This window comes from Synechococcus sp. CS-1328, from assembly GCF_025128095.1.
GTDB lineage: Bacteria > Cyanobacteriota > Cyanobacteriia > PCC-6307 > Cyanobiaceae > CBW1002.
Genome location: NZ_JAHLYT010000015.1, coordinates 1 through 15,535 on the forward strand (window position 1 = coordinate 1; position 15,535 = coordinate 15,535).

22 protein-coding genes, 1 pseudogene and 1 CRISPR repeat array are annotated in these 15,535 nt (G+C 60.5%); of the genes and pseudogenes, 16 read left to right on the forward strand and 7 right to left on the reverse strand.

Annotation, left to right across the window (positions count from 1 at the left end):
- Positions 1-113: 113 nt before the first annotated feature.
- Positions 114-461: an alpha-ketoglutarate-dependent dioxygenase AlkB gene (locus KQ310_RS02290; protein ID WP_259720174.1), complete on the forward strand. Its 348-nt coding sequence runs from the start codon at positions 114-116 to the stop codon at positions 459-461.
- A 289-nt stretch (positions 462-750) separates the two neighbouring features.
- A CRISPR array of direct repeats spans positions 751-1,829; the repeat unit is 36 nt; unit sequence GTTTCCAATCAATAGGTGTCGCCAACGAGTGGCGAC.
- 179 nt (positions 1,830-2,008) lie between these two features.
- Here KQ310_RS02290 and cas2 read toward each other — a convergent pair.
- From cas2 to csx18, 3 genes are read right to left on the reverse strand one after another with little or no spacing between them, the layout of a single operon-like run.
- Positions 2,009-2,272, reverse strand: a complete 264-nt coding sequence (cas2, locus tag KQ310_RS02295) for a CRISPR-associated endonuclease Cas2 (protein WP_259720175.1) — start codon at positions 2,270-2,272, stop codon at positions 2,009-2,011.
- Positions 2,273-2,298: 26 nt separating this feature from the next.
- Complete coding sequence (cas1, locus tag KQ310_RS02300; protein WP_259720176.1) at positions 2,299-3,294, reverse strand: CRISPR-associated endonuclease Cas1; 996 nt, start codon at positions 3,292-3,294, stop codon at positions 2,299-2,301.
- On the reverse strand, positions 3,291-3,551 hold the full coding sequence (gene csx18, locus KQ310_RS02305; protein ID WP_259720177.1) for a CRISPR-associated protein Csx18: 261 nt from the start codon (positions 3,549-3,551) through the stop codon (positions 3,291-3,293). Before csx18 ends, cas1 begins: the two co-directional genes overlap by 4 nt.
- A 43-nt stretch (positions 3,552-3,594) precedes the next feature.
- On the opposite strand from csx18, the gene KQ310_RS02310 reads away from it, so the two are divergent.
- The 3 genes and pseudogenes from KQ310_RS02310 to KQ310_RS02320 form a co-directional block, all read left to right on the forward strand.
- Entirely contained in the window at positions 3,595-3,915 is a 321-nt protein-coding gene (locus KQ310_RS02310) for a CHAT domain-containing protein (RefSeq protein ID WP_259720178.1), read from the forward strand.
- A 52-nt stretch (positions 3,916-3,967) separates the two neighbouring features.
- Positions 3,968-4,201: a hypothetical protein gene (locus KQ310_RS02315; protein WP_259720179.1), complete on the forward strand. Its 234-nt coding sequence runs from the start codon at positions 3,968-3,970 to the stop codon at positions 4,199-4,201.
- 1,629 nt (positions 4,202-5,830) lie between these two features.
- Positions 5,831-6,694, forward strand: a pseudogene (locus KQ310_RS02320) (transposase); the annotation flags it as partial.
- A 219-nt stretch (positions 6,695-6,913) separates the two neighbouring features.
- Here the strand turns inward: KQ310_RS02320 and KQ310_RS02325 are convergent.
- On the reverse strand, positions 6,914-7,321 hold the full coding sequence (locus KQ310_RS02325) for a hypothetical protein (protein ID WP_259720180.1): 408 nt from the start codon (positions 7,319-7,321) through the stop codon (positions 6,914-6,916).
- 438 nt (positions 7,322-7,759) lie between these two features.
- Here KQ310_RS02325 and KQ310_RS02330 point away from each other — a divergent pair, with 438 nt between their 5' ends.
- Positions 7,760-8,020 carry a type II toxin-antitoxin system Phd/YefM family antitoxin gene (locus KQ310_RS02330; RefSeq protein WP_259720237.1) on the forward strand — a complete coding sequence of 87 codons (261 nt, stop codon included), beginning with the start codon at positions 7,760-7,762 and terminating at the stop codon, positions 8,018-8,020.
- Positions 8,021-8,028: 8 nt separating this feature from the next.
- Complete coding sequence (locus KQ310_RS02335) at positions 8,029-8,430, forward strand: type II toxin-antitoxin system VapC family toxin (RefSeq protein WP_259720181.1); 402 nt, start codon at positions 8,029-8,031, stop codon at positions 8,428-8,430.
- A gap of 172 nt (positions 8,431-8,602) precedes the next feature.
- Here KQ310_RS02335 and KQ310_RS02340 read toward each other — a convergent pair whose 3' ends face one another.
- The gene (locus KQ310_RS02340; protein ID WP_259720182.1) at positions 8,603-9,193 is read right to left on the reverse strand and encodes a hypothetical protein; all 591 of its coding nucleotides are present in this window, start codon (positions 9,191-9,193) and stop codon (positions 8,603-8,605) included.
- A 196-nt stretch (positions 9,194-9,389) separates the two neighbouring features.
- On the opposite strand from KQ310_RS02340, the gene KQ310_RS02345 reads away from it, so the two are divergent.
- The 8 genes from KQ310_RS02345 to KQ310_RS02380 all read left to right on the forward strand — a co-directional run bounded on the left by KQ310_RS02345 (position 9,390) and on the right by KQ310_RS02380 (position 12,626).
- Complete coding sequence (locus tag KQ310_RS02345; protein ID WP_259720183.1) at positions 9,390-9,542, forward strand: hypothetical protein; 153 nt, start codon at positions 9,390-9,392, stop codon at positions 9,540-9,542.
- A 12-nt stretch (positions 9,543-9,554) separates the two neighbouring features.
- A complete protein-coding gene (locus tag KQ310_RS02350) occupies positions 9,555-9,857 on the forward strand; it encodes a transposase (protein ID WP_311134685.1) in 303 nt (100 codons plus the stop codon).
- Between the two features lie 3 nt (positions 9,858-9,860).
- Entirely contained in the window at positions 9,861-10,562 is a 702-nt protein-coding gene (locus KQ310_RS02355) for a hypothetical protein (protein ID WP_259720185.1), read from the forward strand.
- A 38-nt stretch (positions 10,563-10,600) separates the two neighbouring features.
- Positions 10,601-10,798 carry a nucleotidyltransferase family protein gene (locus KQ310_RS02360; protein WP_259720186.1) on the forward strand — a complete coding sequence of 66 codons (198 nt, stop codon included), beginning with the start codon at positions 10,601-10,603 and terminating at the stop codon, positions 10,796-10,798.
- Between the two features lie 180 nt (positions 10,799-10,978).
- A complete protein-coding gene (locus tag KQ310_RS02365; RefSeq protein WP_259720187.1) occupies positions 10,979-11,593 on the forward strand; it encodes an ISAs1 family transposase in 615 nt (204 codons plus the stop codon).
- Between the two features lie 5 nt (positions 11,594-11,598).
- A complete protein-coding gene (locus KQ310_RS02370) occupies positions 11,599-12,135 on the forward strand; it encodes an ISAs1 family transposase (RefSeq protein ID WP_259720188.1) in 537 nt (178 codons plus the stop codon).
- A 52-nt stretch (positions 12,136-12,187) separates the two neighbouring features.
- Entirely contained in the window at positions 12,188-12,352 is a 165-nt protein-coding gene (locus tag KQ310_RS02375) for a DUF86 domain-containing protein (RefSeq protein WP_259720238.1), read from the forward strand.
- Positions 12,353-12,458: 106 nt separating this feature from the next.
- Positions 12,459-12,626 carry a 2-oxoisovalerate dehydrogenase E1 subunit beta gene (locus KQ310_RS02380; RefSeq protein WP_259720189.1) on the forward strand — a complete coding sequence of 56 codons (168 nt, stop codon included), beginning with the start codon at positions 12,459-12,461 and terminating at the stop codon, positions 12,624-12,626.
- Positions 12,627-13,439: 813 nt separating this feature from the next.
- On the opposite strand, the gene KQ310_RS02385 is transcribed toward KQ310_RS02380, so the two are convergent.
- Positions 13,440-13,670, reverse strand: a complete 231-nt coding sequence (locus KQ310_RS02385; RefSeq protein ID WP_259720190.1) for a hypothetical protein — start codon at positions 13,668-13,670, stop codon at positions 13,440-13,442.
- Here KQ310_RS02385 and KQ310_RS02390 point away from each other — a divergent pair.
- The gene (locus KQ310_RS02390; RefSeq protein ID WP_259720191.1) at positions 13,669-13,953 is read left to right on the forward strand and encodes a type II toxin-antitoxin system HicB family antitoxin; all 285 of its coding nucleotides are present in this window, start codon (positions 13,669-13,671) and stop codon (positions 13,951-13,953) included. The two genes, KQ310_RS02385 and KQ310_RS02390, sit on opposite strands and share 2 nt — an antisense overlap.
- A gap of 34 nt (positions 13,954-13,987) precedes the next feature.
- On the opposite strand, the gene KQ310_RS02395 is transcribed toward KQ310_RS02390, so the two are convergent.
- Positions 13,988-14,113, reverse strand: a complete 126-nt coding sequence (locus KQ310_RS02395; protein ID WP_259720192.1) for a hypothetical protein — start codon at positions 14,111-14,113, stop codon at positions 13,988-13,990.
- A gap of 191 nt (positions 14,114-14,304) precedes the next feature.
- Here KQ310_RS02395 and KQ310_RS02400 point away from each other — a divergent pair, with 191 nt between their 5' ends.
- Positions 14,305-15,534, forward strand: coding sequence for a S9 family peptidase (locus KQ310_RS02400; protein ID WP_259720193.1), 1,230 nt, complete (start codon positions 14,305-14,307; stop codon positions 15,532-15,534).
- Position 15,535 lies beyond the last annotated feature (1 nt).

Genomic DNA, 15,535 nt, shown 5'->3' on the forward strand with positions numbered 1-15,535 from the left:
CCTTGAGAAAGCTGATTAGGTCGAGATCGATTGCGGGAAGAGCGGTTTCGGGCACAGGAAGAGCGCGATTCCACCGACCTCAACCCATGCTGGCAGCCCCGGCCAGAGAGCTTGTGACACACTTTGAATCAGCCCTGGGGCTGGAGGCCAGGCCCCTGTTCGCCCAGCGCTGGGAGGAGGGCTGGGCGAAGCCGCTGCAGCAGTGGCGCGACAAACTCCTAGCGCCAATCGCCTCCCTCAGCCTCGGCGCAGCCCGCAGCTTTCGGCTCAAGCCGAAGACCCCCGGACTCCATCACGGCGACCCTCTGGCCTATGAACTGGGCGATGGGGATCTTCTGTCGATGGATCCCCCCACCCAGGCGGGGTGGCTCCACCAGGTTCCGCCGCGTCTGCGGGTGAAAGAGGAGCGGATCAACCTCACGTTTCGCGTCATCCGTCCGGAGGCGATCCGCCATGTATGACCGGCTGATCCCTGCCGTGATCAACACGTTTTCGCGTTCAGGAGAGTGCGAGCGCGACTTCCTTCTTCGCCAGCGTGATGCCGATATCCGCCTGCGTGAAAACTATGCAACCTCGGCTCCGGTGGCCTCAGAGCCCTATGGCAAGTCGATCCTCCGCACGGCCTATCTTCTGCGCTACCTCGGGCACTACACGCTGCAGCTCGGGGATCTCCTGAGCGATCTGGAGGGTACCGCCGCCGCCAATGTGCTCGCCCTTCCGGAGCTGCGCCTGGCGGCGCTGTGCGGTGGCCCCTGTCCGGAGGCAATCGCGCTGGCGAGTGGCGACAACACAAGCGATGTCCTTCTTCGACTCCTTCTTTAACAGGTTTCCAATCAATAGGTGTCGCCAACGAGTGGCGACTTGTGCAAGGAAAAATTGCTCCAGGTGTGTTCTGTAGGGGTTTCCAATCAATAGGTGTCGCCAACGAGTGGCGACTTGGCAAAGAACTACATCAAGAAGTTCCCGTCGTCGTTTCCAATCAATAGGTGTCGCCAACGAGTGGCGACGGGACTTAACATCCCTTTGTCCCATTGCTAGATCATAGAGTTTCCAATCAATAGGTGTCGCCAACGAGTGGCGACGTGGAAAATTGAACCACTCTTTCATCGAGCGCGTTGTTTCCAATCAATAGGTGTCGCCAACGAGTGGCGACAGTAAATCCATGACCGTGTCTACCGCTCAGCTCGCATTGGTAGTTTCCAATCAATAGGTGTCGCCAACGAGTGGCGACTGGATTCAATCACTAGCGAGTACTCAAAGGTCTTTGGCCAGTTTCCAATCAATAGGTGTCGCCAACGAGTGGCGACTTAGCCACGAGGAGGTGCTAGCTAACACGTTCCAAGTTTCCAATCAATAGGTGTCGCCAACGAGTGGCGACCCTTGATCCTAACAGATTGTCGTTGAGGCTGTGAGTAGTCGTTTCCAATCAATAGGTGTCGCCAACGAGTGGCGACTGGGTAGGAACTTGGACCAGTTCTTTTTCTTGTCTGCAGTGTTTCCAATCAATAGGTGTCGCCAACGAGTGGCGACTTAGGGTGCTGTGTGTGGGGCGTGGGTGTGTGTACAGTTTCCAATCAATAGGTGTCGCCAACGAGTGGCGACCTTTCCTAGTGCCAATGAATATTGTTACATCCTTAATGCAAACGTTTCCAATCAATAGGTGTCGCCAACGAGTGGCGACACTTGTCCCACCGTGGAGTAATCCATGTCTATCCAGTTTCCAATCAATAGGTGTCGCCAACGAGTGGCGACCCTGGCTAGACCATTGGCTAAGAAATTCACTGAGCGTTTCAGTTTCCAATCAATAGGTGTCGCCAACGAGTGGCGACTACGGCTCCGAAAAGCCTTGCGGCGCATGGTCGGCGTGAGCCGTTTGCGCGCAGCCCTATTCTGCCAAGCAGAAACCGTTCTGCCACTCTGTGTAAAATCTCGAAACCCATTGCGCCGCAGGGCAGCGCGCAGCCCCACGCCACCACTTGGGTTTTGAGGTCTCGTCAGTGCTGCGCGCTTACAGAATCGTGTCGCTCCATGTGGAGCTGGATGGTGTCTTTCCGAGCTGCACGACCTGTTGCAGACTTGAATCACGCAATGGCCACAGGCGAATGCTGTCCTGTTCATCATTAACGATTCGTCGGAGCCGATGCACCAGCACCTTTATTTCCTCCTCTCGGAGCCGGCACTCGAACACGCTCCACTGCACCCTCACGCCATAGCCTTCCAACAGGCTGGCAATCTTGCGTCGCCGTCGATTGCTGGGGCTGTCGTAGGCCACGATCCAGAGCTTATCTCTCAGGCCCTTCATCGTCGTCTGGGAACGGTGAGGCCCTGGCTTAGGTCGTAGACGAATCGCACAAAGGCTCGTGCCAGGCGATCCAACAACTCCCATCGAGGCCCTGCATGATCATCAGATAGCCGCACCGATTCAGACATGTAGGTGGACCAGCATCGCAGCCACAGCCGTCGCCCTTCCTCATTCAGGAAGATGCCGCTATCGCGAGCCTCGAAATGCTCCTCGACCCGAATCCTGCGCGTCCGGATCAGCCAGACATTGAATGGATCCACCAGTAACGTACGCAGCGGTTCGATCAGATCCGAAACCAGGGCCGCATGCCTCGGCGACCCGCTATGCAGAACTCCTTCGTAGGGATCCAGCCCCTGTAATTCGATCTGGGTGAGTTGGGCATTCCACAGCAGGGAGTACCCGAATCCACAAAGGGCATCAAACGGGGTGGTAGGAGGCCGGCGATGGCGCCCTTCGAACAGATATCCATTGACTCGTATCAGTCCTCCGAGAGCATCGAAGTACTCCGCTGCAGCATTGCCTTCCAGTCCCATCAGTCGTTCAAGACTCCGGGCCTTCGGCAGCTGTTGCAGATGCCACTGCAGCCGATCGATCGCCCCACTGATCCGTGCGTCTCTCTGCCTGCGGGTCAGTCGCTGCAGAAGAGTACGGCCATTGGCGACCTTACCCACCAGAAGGCTTGCTGCTGCCTGGAGTCGGTCGGACTCCCTGAGCAGCGCCTGATAGCGAGCGCGATGGCGATACCCCGCCTCCACCGGCTGCAACCGTCCATGGCACCAGCCATGCCGGCTCAGATAGGCAATCACCACCCCACGGGTCAGGCAGGCCCGGATCAACGGTGTTGTGAGCTGAAGGTTTCCCATCACCAGGATCTGATCGAGCATCGGCAGGCGGATCCGCTCCAGTTCCTCGCCCGCGCAGCGAACCACCACCTGCTCTCCCTCCACCCCTGCCGTTCCATGGGAGCGCAGCAAATAGAGGGTCCGCATCATGGTTCCCTTGACCCAGAGAGCTGCCGGTCGCCGCGCGGCGCCGGCCGCACCACGCGCCATGGGCGTTGCCGGCTGTGCTGTAACCAGCGAAGGACCCCTTCACCTGAGAGGCCTCCCAGGAAGGTGCTCAGGGTCAGCAGGAGGGTGAGCGTGATCACAGTTGCCAGCCCCAGGGGGGCAATCAGCAGGAGGGTGAGGCTGATCAGGCCATTCACCCCTGCCACCACCGCATGCACCAGCAGAGAAGGTCGGGTCATCCGCGCCGGAGAATCAAAGACCCAGGCTCAGGCCTGCATCGCGTTGCTGAGCAAGCCATCCTGCGAACGTCCGCTGTCGGATCGATCTCCTGCTGGGCTCGATCCCTGGATTTCAAGCATCCCTATTGGCGTTGCGATGGTTGGATGCTGGGGCTTCCGGCCATGGCGCACGGGGAGAGTCAGCATAAAAAAGCCCCGGGCGCGCTACTACAGGCTGCTCAAGGCCGGCAAAGGCAGGCAGGAGGCGCTGGTGCAGGTGCAGGAGGAGTTCCGCAGCACTCCCAAGCACAAGGAATGGAAGGATTACAAATACTGGGCGGCCTGGCAGCTAAGCGGTGCCAGGTCACCGATTCAGGGATTGTGATGGACACCTTCTGTGGTCAGCACCAGCTGGTTGTGGAGACGCCTTCATCAAGATGACGCCGCCACTGAAGCATCAACACAGTAACCCGAAGAACAGTGCCTTTGACAAGGCATGGAGAGATCGTATCGGCTGCTTCCATGCAGGCAAAATTAGGGACTCACTTGACGAGTCGAAGCAGTCCACCGAGCATCTTTTGGAGGTGGAGGGAACGATGAAATCTTGCTATTGGCAATGGAAAGCTAGTTCAATTGATGGCTTAAATCAGGAAGCTGCTAAAAGCTCTTGAAATGACTTGGAGCGAGGCTACGGCACGACTTGATGTAAGTGAAATTACTCCATTCAAGGCATGGCTATCGCACGGGGACAGCGGTATAATATGGTAGCTTATCGGACAACTTTATGGCTGGACTTCTGACGCAGTTCATTAAACTAGTCTTGTCGTGGGTGACGATTGCAAAGCATATATTGGCAGTTAACTTGCCTTTGGTGGCAGAGAAGATAGCATCGTCGAATTCCTTGGCCTTAGATTCATTGCCCCACCATGGCATCCGCCCCGATCCCCTTGCTTGACCAGCAGCGAAGAGAGCGGGAGCCTCATTATAGGAAACAGTTTTTATGGTTACGTCGTACTTCTCGCCACTGTATGTTTCGACAATAAAAGCTGACGCGGGTTGCTGCTGGACAAAAATGACGGTGAAGACACCAAGCATTGAAACAAAGAATGTTTTGTTGTCGGCAAGACTCTTGCTGCCAATTCTCCGAAAAGCGCACCAGGTCCCCACGGAAATGCTCCCAGTAAGTCACAGTTAAAAAGACTATCGCAGCTGGAAGAACAGAAGTCGCATCGATCCGCGAACCATGTCACAAAGGGTTACCTTTCAACGCATCAAAAGCTACGCAAAAGAGCCAATGTAGGCATGGTTAAGATCCAGGGATCGACTTTTTGTGACCTTGCAAGCTTACTTTATGTAGCCGAGCGCATCTCTGCGCTCCGAGGAGTAAGTGTTAATGGGTTCGATATCAATCGCTTTTCAACTACCTGCCAATCAGTGCATCCATGACCGTGGTTATGCTGCCGACATTTCGAAGTGACCTCCCGTCACGAAAGAGGACTCCGCGACACAGGACTGATGACAAGACGTAATAGGGTGAATTTGGCTCTATCGGTACCTTCTTGGTGGCTGACATAGTCGATACCAATCGCTTGTCAGAATCATAGAAACTTACATTGTTATAGAAGTACTCGGGTCCTTGGCATTTTAGTTTAAAGTCTTCCAGGTAGTAACTGATCCTCTTGCTGCCCATTGGCACGGGAGACTTGGAATAGGTGATTAGGGATCCCTTCCAGGACTTATCGGCTTCATTCCAGGCGAGGCCGGAATTATTCCAGGCTATTCCCCCCCCAGAGTTTGTGGCATAGATCCAGGTCTGGTTAGTCTGCGCCGCTGCAGGCGTTGGAAGCAGCCCGGCCAAAGCCAGCAAACCCACCAAGCTGTAGAGCATCCTGCTTCTTTATCAACTCAGCGCAACCTTAGTGAAATAAGACCTGCATTATCTGTCGTACTCACTACGGTTCGTCGGTGTCGCACGCACCTATTTCCCCCTCGCCCTCTACCGGCTAACGAACGGTCCCAGCTACTGATTTAACTCCATCTGGCACTATACTCCTCCCCTCTCTCTCCAGTTCCCCGAAGTGCTGGGTCGCTTCTGCTTCTTTTAGCCAGGCCGCGAATTCGAATCAATTCCTCATCGGCTTCGAAGCCAGGCCTTCGCCCGCTACTCGCTGCGGCTCTTAGGGCGACTCTGGAAAACCCCACCAACCTGCGCGACAATGGCCTTGTGATCGGTGACGCGGACAGGCTTCATGGGCGCCAAGCAGTTTGGTTTTGGTGATTACGAGCAGTCCATGGCCTAAAAGCGCACCCGGCGCGAGCGCTTTCTGTCTGAGATGGAGGCGGTTGTGCCGTAGAAAGCACTGATTGATCTGATCGAACCCCACTACCCCAGGACCAGCAGCAAGGGTGGCCGGCCGCCCTATCCGCTGGAAACCATGCTGCGGATCCATCTGCTGCTGCAGTGGTATGACCTGAGCGATTCGGCGATGAAGGATGCGCTGCTTGAGGTGGCGACCATGCGCCGCTTTGCCGGTATCGCCCTGATCACCGATCAGATCCCCGATGAGACCACGATCATCGCGGCTCCAAGCTCCACGTTTACGAGGGCGAAGCCCGAGTGTGCCGGAGGCACCAGAATAAGAAGCGGGAGAGGAATCCTGAGATGCACCAGACCAGCAAGGGCAAGCAATGGCACTTTGGGATGTAGCCGTAGGCCCGCGAAGCGGTAGGTCCACATAGGGGTGGTCAGCGTGAGCGGCCTCATTCACTCGGTGGAATCGACCTTCGCCAATGTTCATGACCTCACCCCAGCCGCTGAACTCCTGCACGGTGAAGAGATAGTGGTCTGCGCAGATGCGGGATACCAGGGGATTGAGAAGCGACCCGAGATGGAAGGCAGGGGTATCGGCTTCCGTACTGCCATGCGTCCCGGAATGCGCCGCGCGTTACCGGATACACCCGAGGGGAGGGTGGATGACCTGATCGAGACGGCAAAGGCTCACTTCCGCGCCAAGGTGGAGCATCCGTTCCGCGTGATCAAACGGCAGTTCGGCTTTCAGAAGACCCGGCTGCGGGGCATGCTCAAGAACCGCTGCAAGGTGAATGTGCTGGCAGGCCTCTACAACCTAGTCATGGCGCGCCATGAGTTGCTATGCAAGACATGATTGGGGGAGTGGTGTGCCCATTTGGGCCATACACCACCCCAAATGGGCACGATTAAGCGTCCATAAAGATGAAATCAAGCTCATGGATGCCCAATCCACCTTCAAATAGTGCATCCCGAACAAACCGCGGCTCCAGACCCTCTTTTAGGGCTCGTTGTCAAGAGGTTCCCTGGGGGTGGGCAGATGCCGTTGTCGAGCGGCTCGTGAAACTGGGCAGAGTCAGAACAGAGTGAATTCGACTTCCTCGCCCCAGGGTTCGTTGTCGGAATTCCTGGTTTCCCAGATCAGGGTTTTGCCGTCGAAGGATTTGATCTTTCGCTGTGTCTTCACGACATACTCATTGTCCCAGCTGCCGCTCCAGCGACTGCCGGGATGAAACGAGGATCCCGTGTACACAATCGACAGGGCACTTTGAATCCTTGCGGGATGCCATACGTACAGAGTCTTTCGGCCTGGGAGGTCGATGATCTTCACCCCGCAGACCTCCCCTGGCGCATCGCCGCACTTCGCAAGCATCGCCCCGCTGGGTGGGCGCTCGCCGGAAAAAGGGTCTTGGCCGTCTCTGCATTGGGCGAACCCAGGAAGTGTCAGCCCAGCAGCAACAAGCCCGATCAGAAGTCTTCTCATGAGGTGCTGGGTGGTGAGATTGGCAACCGCCCAATCTAGGTGACATGCCCCCCCTGTCAGGAAGGTTGTCGCCTGTACTCTTTAACCCTGCGGGGGCTTGAGATGATGATCAGTGCGGCGTTACATCGAGGCTGACAAGGCTGACATCCCTGGTGGCTGGCATGGTGCCGCCCATGCAAACCGTGACGCGCTTAGCCATCCCTGATGGGATGCCAGTGGTTGTCTGGCGCAAGGCCCGGAAGATCAGCCACGCCACTGCGCAACGGCTGATGAGAGCCGCCGGCATCGAACCCTGTCGCGGGGGGATCTCCGGCAGCCGCAGTCCCGTGGCGTTCCTATCCACTAATCAGGTTCGAATGCTGGACGCCATAAGCCCGCCTGCATAGCTGATTTAAGGATTAGTCGACTAAGCTGGTTGAGGCATCTGTACCGGTGGCCATGCGTCAGGTGAACATGCACGAGGCCAAGACGCACCTTTCCCGCCTGGTGGAGGAAGCGGCGGCAGGTGAGTCGTTTGTAATCTGCAAGGCCGGCCGGCCGATGGTGCGCGTCACCCCCCTCGATGAGGGCACCGCCGCACCGGCGCAACCACGCCGACTGGGCCTGCTGCGGGGACAGTGCACCGTGCCCGACGACTTCGATCAGATGGCTGCCGGCGAGCTCGCCGATCTGTTTGAAGGATCTGGGCAAGGCGGCTGAGCGGCGCCATGCATCTCCTGCTTGATACCCATCTGGTGGTGTGGGCCATGGGATCTCCCGAGCGGTTGCCCGCTGGCCTGACCGAGATGCTGGAAGACCCGCTCAACACCCCGGTGTTCAGCGTGGCCAGTCTGTGGGAACTGGTGATCAAGCAGGCCCTGGGGCGGCCTGATTTCAACGTGCAGCCCGCGGTGCTGCGCAGGGCCCTGCTGGATGGGGACTGGCAGGAGTTGGCGATCGAAGCCCGCCATGCCCTGGCGGTGGCCCAGCTGCCGCCCCTGCACCGCGATCCTTTCGATCGGCTGTTGCTTGCCCAGGCTGCTTCCGAGGGGCTGCTGCTGATCACGGCAGATACCCAGTTGGCGAGTTATCCGGGGCCGGTCCGGTTCATGGCCGCTACCGCGATGTGAATTCACACCGGGCACTGGCCAGATGCAGTTCGGCCAATGGCTCGAGGGTGTGGCTGCGCTCCAGATCAGAGCTGAGCAGGATCACCTGCCCTCCCTGATGGGAGGTCTGAGTGAGCATCTTGTGAATCCACCCCTGCCGATCGTCTTCTGAGCTCCGCTCAGGTTGGTTTGCTCAGGCGGGGGCGATGGTCGCTGGAACCGCAGCAGCGCGTGCAAATGCCTGGGCTGCAGTGGATTGCGACGACCATGGGTAGCTGCGCAGATGAACTTCCAGCGAGTGACCCATGCTCAGCGCCATGCTGCCCGCATCGATTCCGAGCTGGTGGCCCCGCAGGCTGTAGCCGTGCCGGAAGCTGTAGGCCACCGCCCGCTCCCCCCGCTCCACCATCCGCTCCACCAGGGATTTCCAGCCTGCCTGCCGCTTGAGGTAGGTGCCCACCGCATCGGCGGCCCCGGGCCCGTTGCCCAGGGGTGGGAGCTCCAACAATCCGCTCTGCCAGCGCTGCAACAGGTTCCAGTCCATCCGCCGACCGTCCCAGTCCGTCAGCTGCAACGGATGGATCCGCCTTGGCGCCGTCATGCCGCCACCGCTCCGCTTGCGGTAGCTGCACCACCAGATCAGCTCACCGCTACCCGCCTCCCGCCGGACGGAGAGGTGCTTGAGCTCGATCGGCCGCAAGCCCAGCTCCGCAAGCAGTCGCAGCACATCAGCCCAACGTCGTCCCGGCGCATCGGCAGGCAGGGACTCGATCAGCGCAAGCACCTCGAGGTCGCTCAGCGGATCTCCTTTGTGGTGACCCGACGCCGTCTCGGAGGCTGTTGCGCGTAGATCACCCAGTGCCTCTCCACAGCCGCCCGTGAATCTGCCCGGATCCCAGTGACAGCAATGGATCCGGGCGAGAGAATGGGGCATGCAAAGGCCCAAAACCTTCCGCCCCTGGGTTCCGGGACAGACCTCCTTGCTGCCGGCCTCACCGAGTGAATGGCTGTCGGCTGACCATCAGGTGTATTTCCTGCTGGACCTGGTGGATGGGCTGGATCTCTCGGCGATTGTGATCCCTGCTCAGGCCAAGGATCCGCGTGGCGAAAAGGGTTTTGACCCGCGGATGTAGCCGCAGGCTTCCGTGCAGCGGTTGACCCTGTTACTGCTTTACGCCTACTGCATCGGCGTCGTCTCCTCCCGCCGGATCGAGCGATCCTGCTACGAGGATCTGGCCTTCCGGGTGCTCACCGGTAACCAGCAGCCTGACCACAGCCGCATCAGCGAGTTCCGCCGCCGAAACCTTGAGGTGCTCAGCGAGCTGTTTGTGCAGATCCTGCGGCTCTGCCAGACCGCCGGCTTGGTCAGCCTGGGCCATGTGGCGCTTGATGGCACCAAGGTGCAGGCCAATGCCTCCAAGCACAAAGCCATGAGCCATGAGCCATGAGCCATGAGCCATGAGCCGATGGTCAAAGCCGAGGCGCAGCTGGAGAAGGAGATCAAGGAGCTGATGCGCCGGGCCGAGCTCCTCGATGCGCAGGAGGATGGCAAGTACGGCAAGGGCAAGCTGGGCAGTGATCTGCCCGAGGAGTTGCGCCGCCGTCAGGACCGGCTGGAGAAGATCCGTCAGGCCCGTCAAGCGTTGGAAGCAGAAGCCGCCGCCGCCGCTGCCCGTGATCGCGCCAAACAGGCAGGAGAGGCAGAGGCTGCGGCGGCTGATGCCGCTGCCTCAGACGCGGATGCCAGCGAGCAACACAAGCTGCGCGACAAAGCGGTCAAGGCGCAGGAGAAAGCAGAAGCCGCCAAAGATCTGGCGATCGAGAAGGCCAAGGAGGCAGGTCTTGAGCCACAGGGGCTGGAGCCACAGGCAGCTGATGCCATGCCCCATCGCGGCTTGGCCCATCGGGTCGATGGCAGCCCCACGGCCGCTGCGCAGCGGAATTTCACTGATCCAGGCAGCCACATCATGAAGAGCGACGGCAACCTGCTGCAGGGCTACAACTGCCAGGCGGCAGTCGATGGCGACCATCAGGTGATCGTGGCGATGGGCGTCAGCAACCAGTCGCCGGATCCGGAGCACTTGGTGCCCATGCTGGAGCGCACCATCGCCAACACCGCTCAGATACCCAGGACGTTCATCGCTGCCGGGTAGCCTCGGAGGGAAGTTCCCCGGGGCTACCCGGCGGTTCGGTGTCTCGTGGCGACGCCCGCCCCGATAGCGATGTCGACGTGTGGGTGCGGCTTCATCCGCTCACCCCCTACCCCCTGGTGCGCCTCAAGCAGGAGCTGGAAACGTTGCTGAGCACGTCTGTGGATGTGGTCCGGTTGCGCGAGCGCATGAACCCCTTCCTCAAGCAGCGCTTCATTGACGAAGGCCTGCGGCCATGACGAATCAAGGACCCATCTCAAGTTGAAACGGAGGTGGGCAGGGATCTTCTTGATGTGATCTGCATGCAGTTTCTGGCCATTGGAGAAGCTCTCAAACCAGGGCCTATTAGAAGTGTGTCCCAGTAGTGCTGGCCGTCCCCATTCATCTGCGTTGTCCTGCGTGGGAACCGCTCCTCAGCCTTGGGATCCCAGCTCGCAACGCCAGCCACCGCAACCGATCTGATCAGCTTCCTCAAGGCGCTGCCCGATTGCCGCATGCGCCGGGGGATTCGCTTCCCGCAGTGGTGGATGCTGTTGGTGGCGATCCTTGCGATCCTGAGCAACCAGGGTTCGCTGGTGGGCATGGAGCGATTCGCCAAGCGCCACCGTCAGATGCTCAACGAGCTGCTGGGCACTGATTTCGGCAAGTCCCCGTCGGATTCCACCTTTCGGCTGCTGTTGGCTCAGCTCGATGTGGAGGGATTTGAGGGCCTGCTGCAGCAGTGGATGGCAGCCCAGCCTGGCGTGGCAGAAGGATTGAACACCCTGGTCTGCGACGGCAAGACCCTGAGGGGTTCGATCGATGAGAACGCTTCTGGCGCAGCGCGTTTCATCGCCCAGGTGAGCCTCTATTCCAACAGCCTCGGCGTGGCCATTGCCCAGAGCACCTACGCCACTGATGCTGGCGGAGAGATCCAGGCCCTGCGCAAGCTGCTGGATCGTGTTGAGCTCGATGGGGTGCTGGTGCAGGCAGACGCCCTGCATGCAAACCGCCCTTTTTCCTCTATCTCGAACAGCGTGACGCCGACTTCCTGATTGCAGTGAAACACAGTCGTCGCAAGGGTTTTCAGGTGATTAGAGATCGACTGACCTACGGCAGGCGGGTGCCGCTCAAAACCAGCAGGCGAGAGGTGGATCACGGGCGCGACATCACCTGGACCCTGTGCGGCATGCCGGCTCCGGCGTGGGTGGTGGAGAACTGGCCCGGCAGCGCCACGGTGATCGCCGTGCGCAGCAAAGGCATCCGAGAGGGCAAGCCTGTGGATGAAACCCGTTACTACGTCACGAGTTTGCGCGCTGGCTCCAGGGCCTTGCTGCAGCACGTGCGTGATCGCTGGAGCATTGAGAACAGCTGGCACTGGCCTCGCGATACCCAGCTGCGGGAAGACGCCCACCGTTACCGGGAGGAGAACGGCGTTCAGATCCTGGCCACGCTCAGAAGCATGGCCATGAATGCACTGCGGCTGGATGGGTTCTGGTCCATCGCTGAAGGTCTCGCCGCTCTGTCGCACGACATCAAGGGATTGCTGCGGCTACTGGGCTGGCAAGAACCACTGCAGTCACTAGCCTCTGGATAACTTCTAATAGGCCCTGGCTCTCAAACGGTTTGAACGTCACTGGCCTGGTCGTCTGCAGGCTGAATTCCCATCGGTGGATTGGAAGGGTGCCATGGAGTTTCGCGATGTGATCGCCCATCAATACTTCGATCTCGATAGTGCGCAGGTGCTGCTGATCTGTGAGCAATCCCTTCCTGCACTGATCGCGGCTGTTCGGACCTTGCGGCAGAGCCAATGAACAGCCGGCCCTGGGCCGCCAGCTGCTGGGGCATTGATCGCGTAGCTGCAGGCAGGGGTGCAGCATCCCGCCCACCACTGCAAGATTGGTGCCACTGGAGGGCACCATGCAGAACATCCTTTTCGTGCTGGAGGAAGCGGAGGATGGCTCCTACCGGGCCAGCGCAGCAGCCGCTGCGATCCACACCGAGGCCGACACCCTTGAGGAGCTCCACCGGGAGATTCGCGACGCTGTCGTCTGCTATTGCGATCCCGGCCAGGGGCGCCGCCCCTGATCCGCCTCCATCACGTCAGGCAGGAACTGCTGGCCCTGTGAGGATCTACCGCAGGGACGTGGCCAGCTAACTCAGCTGCTCAATCGAAGGGCGGATCGACAGCAAGCACACCTTTGAGGGCTGGGCCTTTGGGCCACTCCCCAGTTCGCGCGGGTCAGATCCGCTGCTGCCAGGTCGCCACCGAACAGCGTGTCCTGCCCACCCGCTTCACGTGTTCGCTGGCGCGGTGACGCCCGTTGCTGGCGGAGGTGTGACGGAGGGTGGCACTTGTCGATCGTGACTCCCTCTCGCGTTGGTTATGCCCATCCCCCTTCCGGTCCACGCCATGGCCTCCTGCCAAAGGCTGCAACACTGTGATCCGCTTTGATCCCCTCAAGCGTCTCCGCACCATTGAGCAGCGAGGTCTGGACTTTCTTGATGCTGAACGCATCTTTGCGGGGCGAACCGTGGAGTTCGAGGACCGCCGGTGCGACTGTGGTGAGGTACGGACCGTCTGACTGGGACTCCTGGAAGGTCGTATGGTCGTGATCGTCTATACCCAGCGTTTCTTTTCGTCAGATCATTTCGATGCGTAAGGCCAATGCAAGAGAGCAACTGCGTTTACGCCACCACTTCTACTGAGGATCCGATCCTGTCGGACCTTCCGCGTGTGGATCCACATGAGATCCTGCCCGAAGAGTATGTCGAGATCCCGGAGATCACCGAAGCTGATCTCGCCCGTGCTGTGATCAAGGGGCCACGCACGCTCGATCAGCCTTAGTAGCTCTGCTTCCCCTCGATAACTACCCGCACCCCACCCCTTTGCTGCTCGCGTCATTGCTTCAGCAGCTCGTCGCGCTCGCGGTCGCTCAGCTGGTCGCCGCCGATGAGGGAGTAGACGCCGTTGCCGTAGGCGGTGATGCCATTGCCGGTGAGCACCTTGCCCACCACCGCTTCCCAGGACTCGCCGGGCCACGTCCTGCGCTGGGGCCGGGCATGGGGGCATCCTGGCTGGGTTGCGACGGGGGTGGCACTGGTGAAGAGGACGTTCTGCCGCCAGGTCATGCTGCTCACCCGTCCATGGGCCAGAGGTGACAAGGTCTCTACGATGATTGGCCTGGAGGTGTCAAAGCCTGTGCGTACTTTCTCAGCAGTGATCGAGCGCTGCCCGGACAAGCGTCTGCTGGTGGGGTACGTCCCGGGCTTTCCGGGTGCTCACAGCCAGGGCGAAACCCTCGACGAGCTTCAGGCCAATCTCCAGGAGGTGATCGCCATGCTCCTGGAAGACGGCGAGCCGACCTTGGAGAGTGATTTCGTGGGTCTGCAGCAGATCATCGTGCCGGCCTGATCGTGGGCACAACGCCGGTCGCTGCACCACGGTTTCAATGCACAACGGCCGCGATATCGCTCCTCCCTTGCTCCGCCATATCGCCAAAGACATCGGCATGACGCTGGTCGTATTCCCTGTCGCTCAGGTCGCCGTTGCCGGTGAGCACCCGGCCCACCATTCGCTTCCCGCGCTCCAGGCCATGTCACGCGCCGGGCGATGGACTGCCTCAGACGCTGGCAAGTGGGGGAGGGGTACGGGGGCATGGAGCCTCCCTGGTCAGAACCGCTGCTGAACGGATGGCACCCCCCTCTGCAGCTCTCTGTTGCCTGATGATCAAGCGCGCGCCTGATCGTCCTCGCTTCGCCTTAGGTGATCCTCCCGATGGGCATCTTCTTTCCAGATCCACTTTTTGAGCGCTTTGCGGTCCGCGCCCTGTCGCACGCGCTCTATGGAGGTGCGGACTTCGGCGAGTGCTTCGTCACGGCGTCGCAGATTGCCAAAGGGGATCCGGACAGCTGGTTTCACGCCTGGACTGCCACCGCTGATCGCGTCTTTGCCATTGCCGACGCCTGCGCTGCGGCCGGTCGCTCGGTGAGTGCCCGTGAGGCCTACCTGCGCGCCAGCAACTATTACCGCACCTCCTACCTGCCGCTCTTCGGTGCGCCCGTGGAGGCCCGGCTGGTGGAGGCTTTCGACCGGGAGGCCGAGGCGTTCGCCCGGGCGGCCGAGCGCATGGTGCCGGCCGTGGAAGCTGTGGAGATCCCCTACGAGGGCACGAGCCTGCCCGGCTACTTCCACCGTGCCGATGATTCGGGCCTGCCGCGCCCCACGCTGATCGCCACCAACGGCTACGACGCCACTGTGCACGAGGCGCACTTTGCCCATGCCGTGGCCGCCGTCCGCCGCGGCTACCACTGCCTCACCTTCGACGGCCCCGGCCAGGGCCGGCCCCTCATCCACCAGGGCCTGGTGTTCCGCCCCGACTGGGAGGCCGTGGTGGGCCCGGTGGTCGACTACGCGCTCTCCCGCCCGGACGTGGATCCGCAGCGGATCGCGCTGACCGGCTGGAGTTTCGGCGGCTATCTGGCGCCCCGTGCGGCCAGCGGCGAGCACCGCCTCGCGGCCTGCATCGCCGATCCCGGCCAGTGGGACCTCCTCGAAGCGCTGCGCATGACCATGCCGCTGCCCCCTGCCGTGCGCGAACGCCTGCCCGAGATCGCTCCCGCCGATCTCGAAGCCCTCGAAGCCCAGATCCGCTCCAATCCCTACCTGCATTGGACCTTTCGGCGGGCCCTCTGGGTGCACGGCCTCGAGTCCCTCGCCGATTACTTCCGGATCGCCGGCGCGTACAGCCTCAAGGGGCGCGCGGAACGGATCCGCTGCCCCACATTCGTGGCCTGGGCGGAGGCGGATCCGATCGCGCGCTTCGCGGATCAGCTGTATGCCGCGCTGCAGTGTCCTCGGACCCTCGTGCGCTTCACCACCGCCGAGGGCGCCGGCGGCCATTGCGAGGAGACGGGGCGCTCCCTGTTCCACCAACGTGCCTACGACTGGCTGGACGCTGTGTTCACCAGCCCCCGCACACCTGACCCAGGCTGAT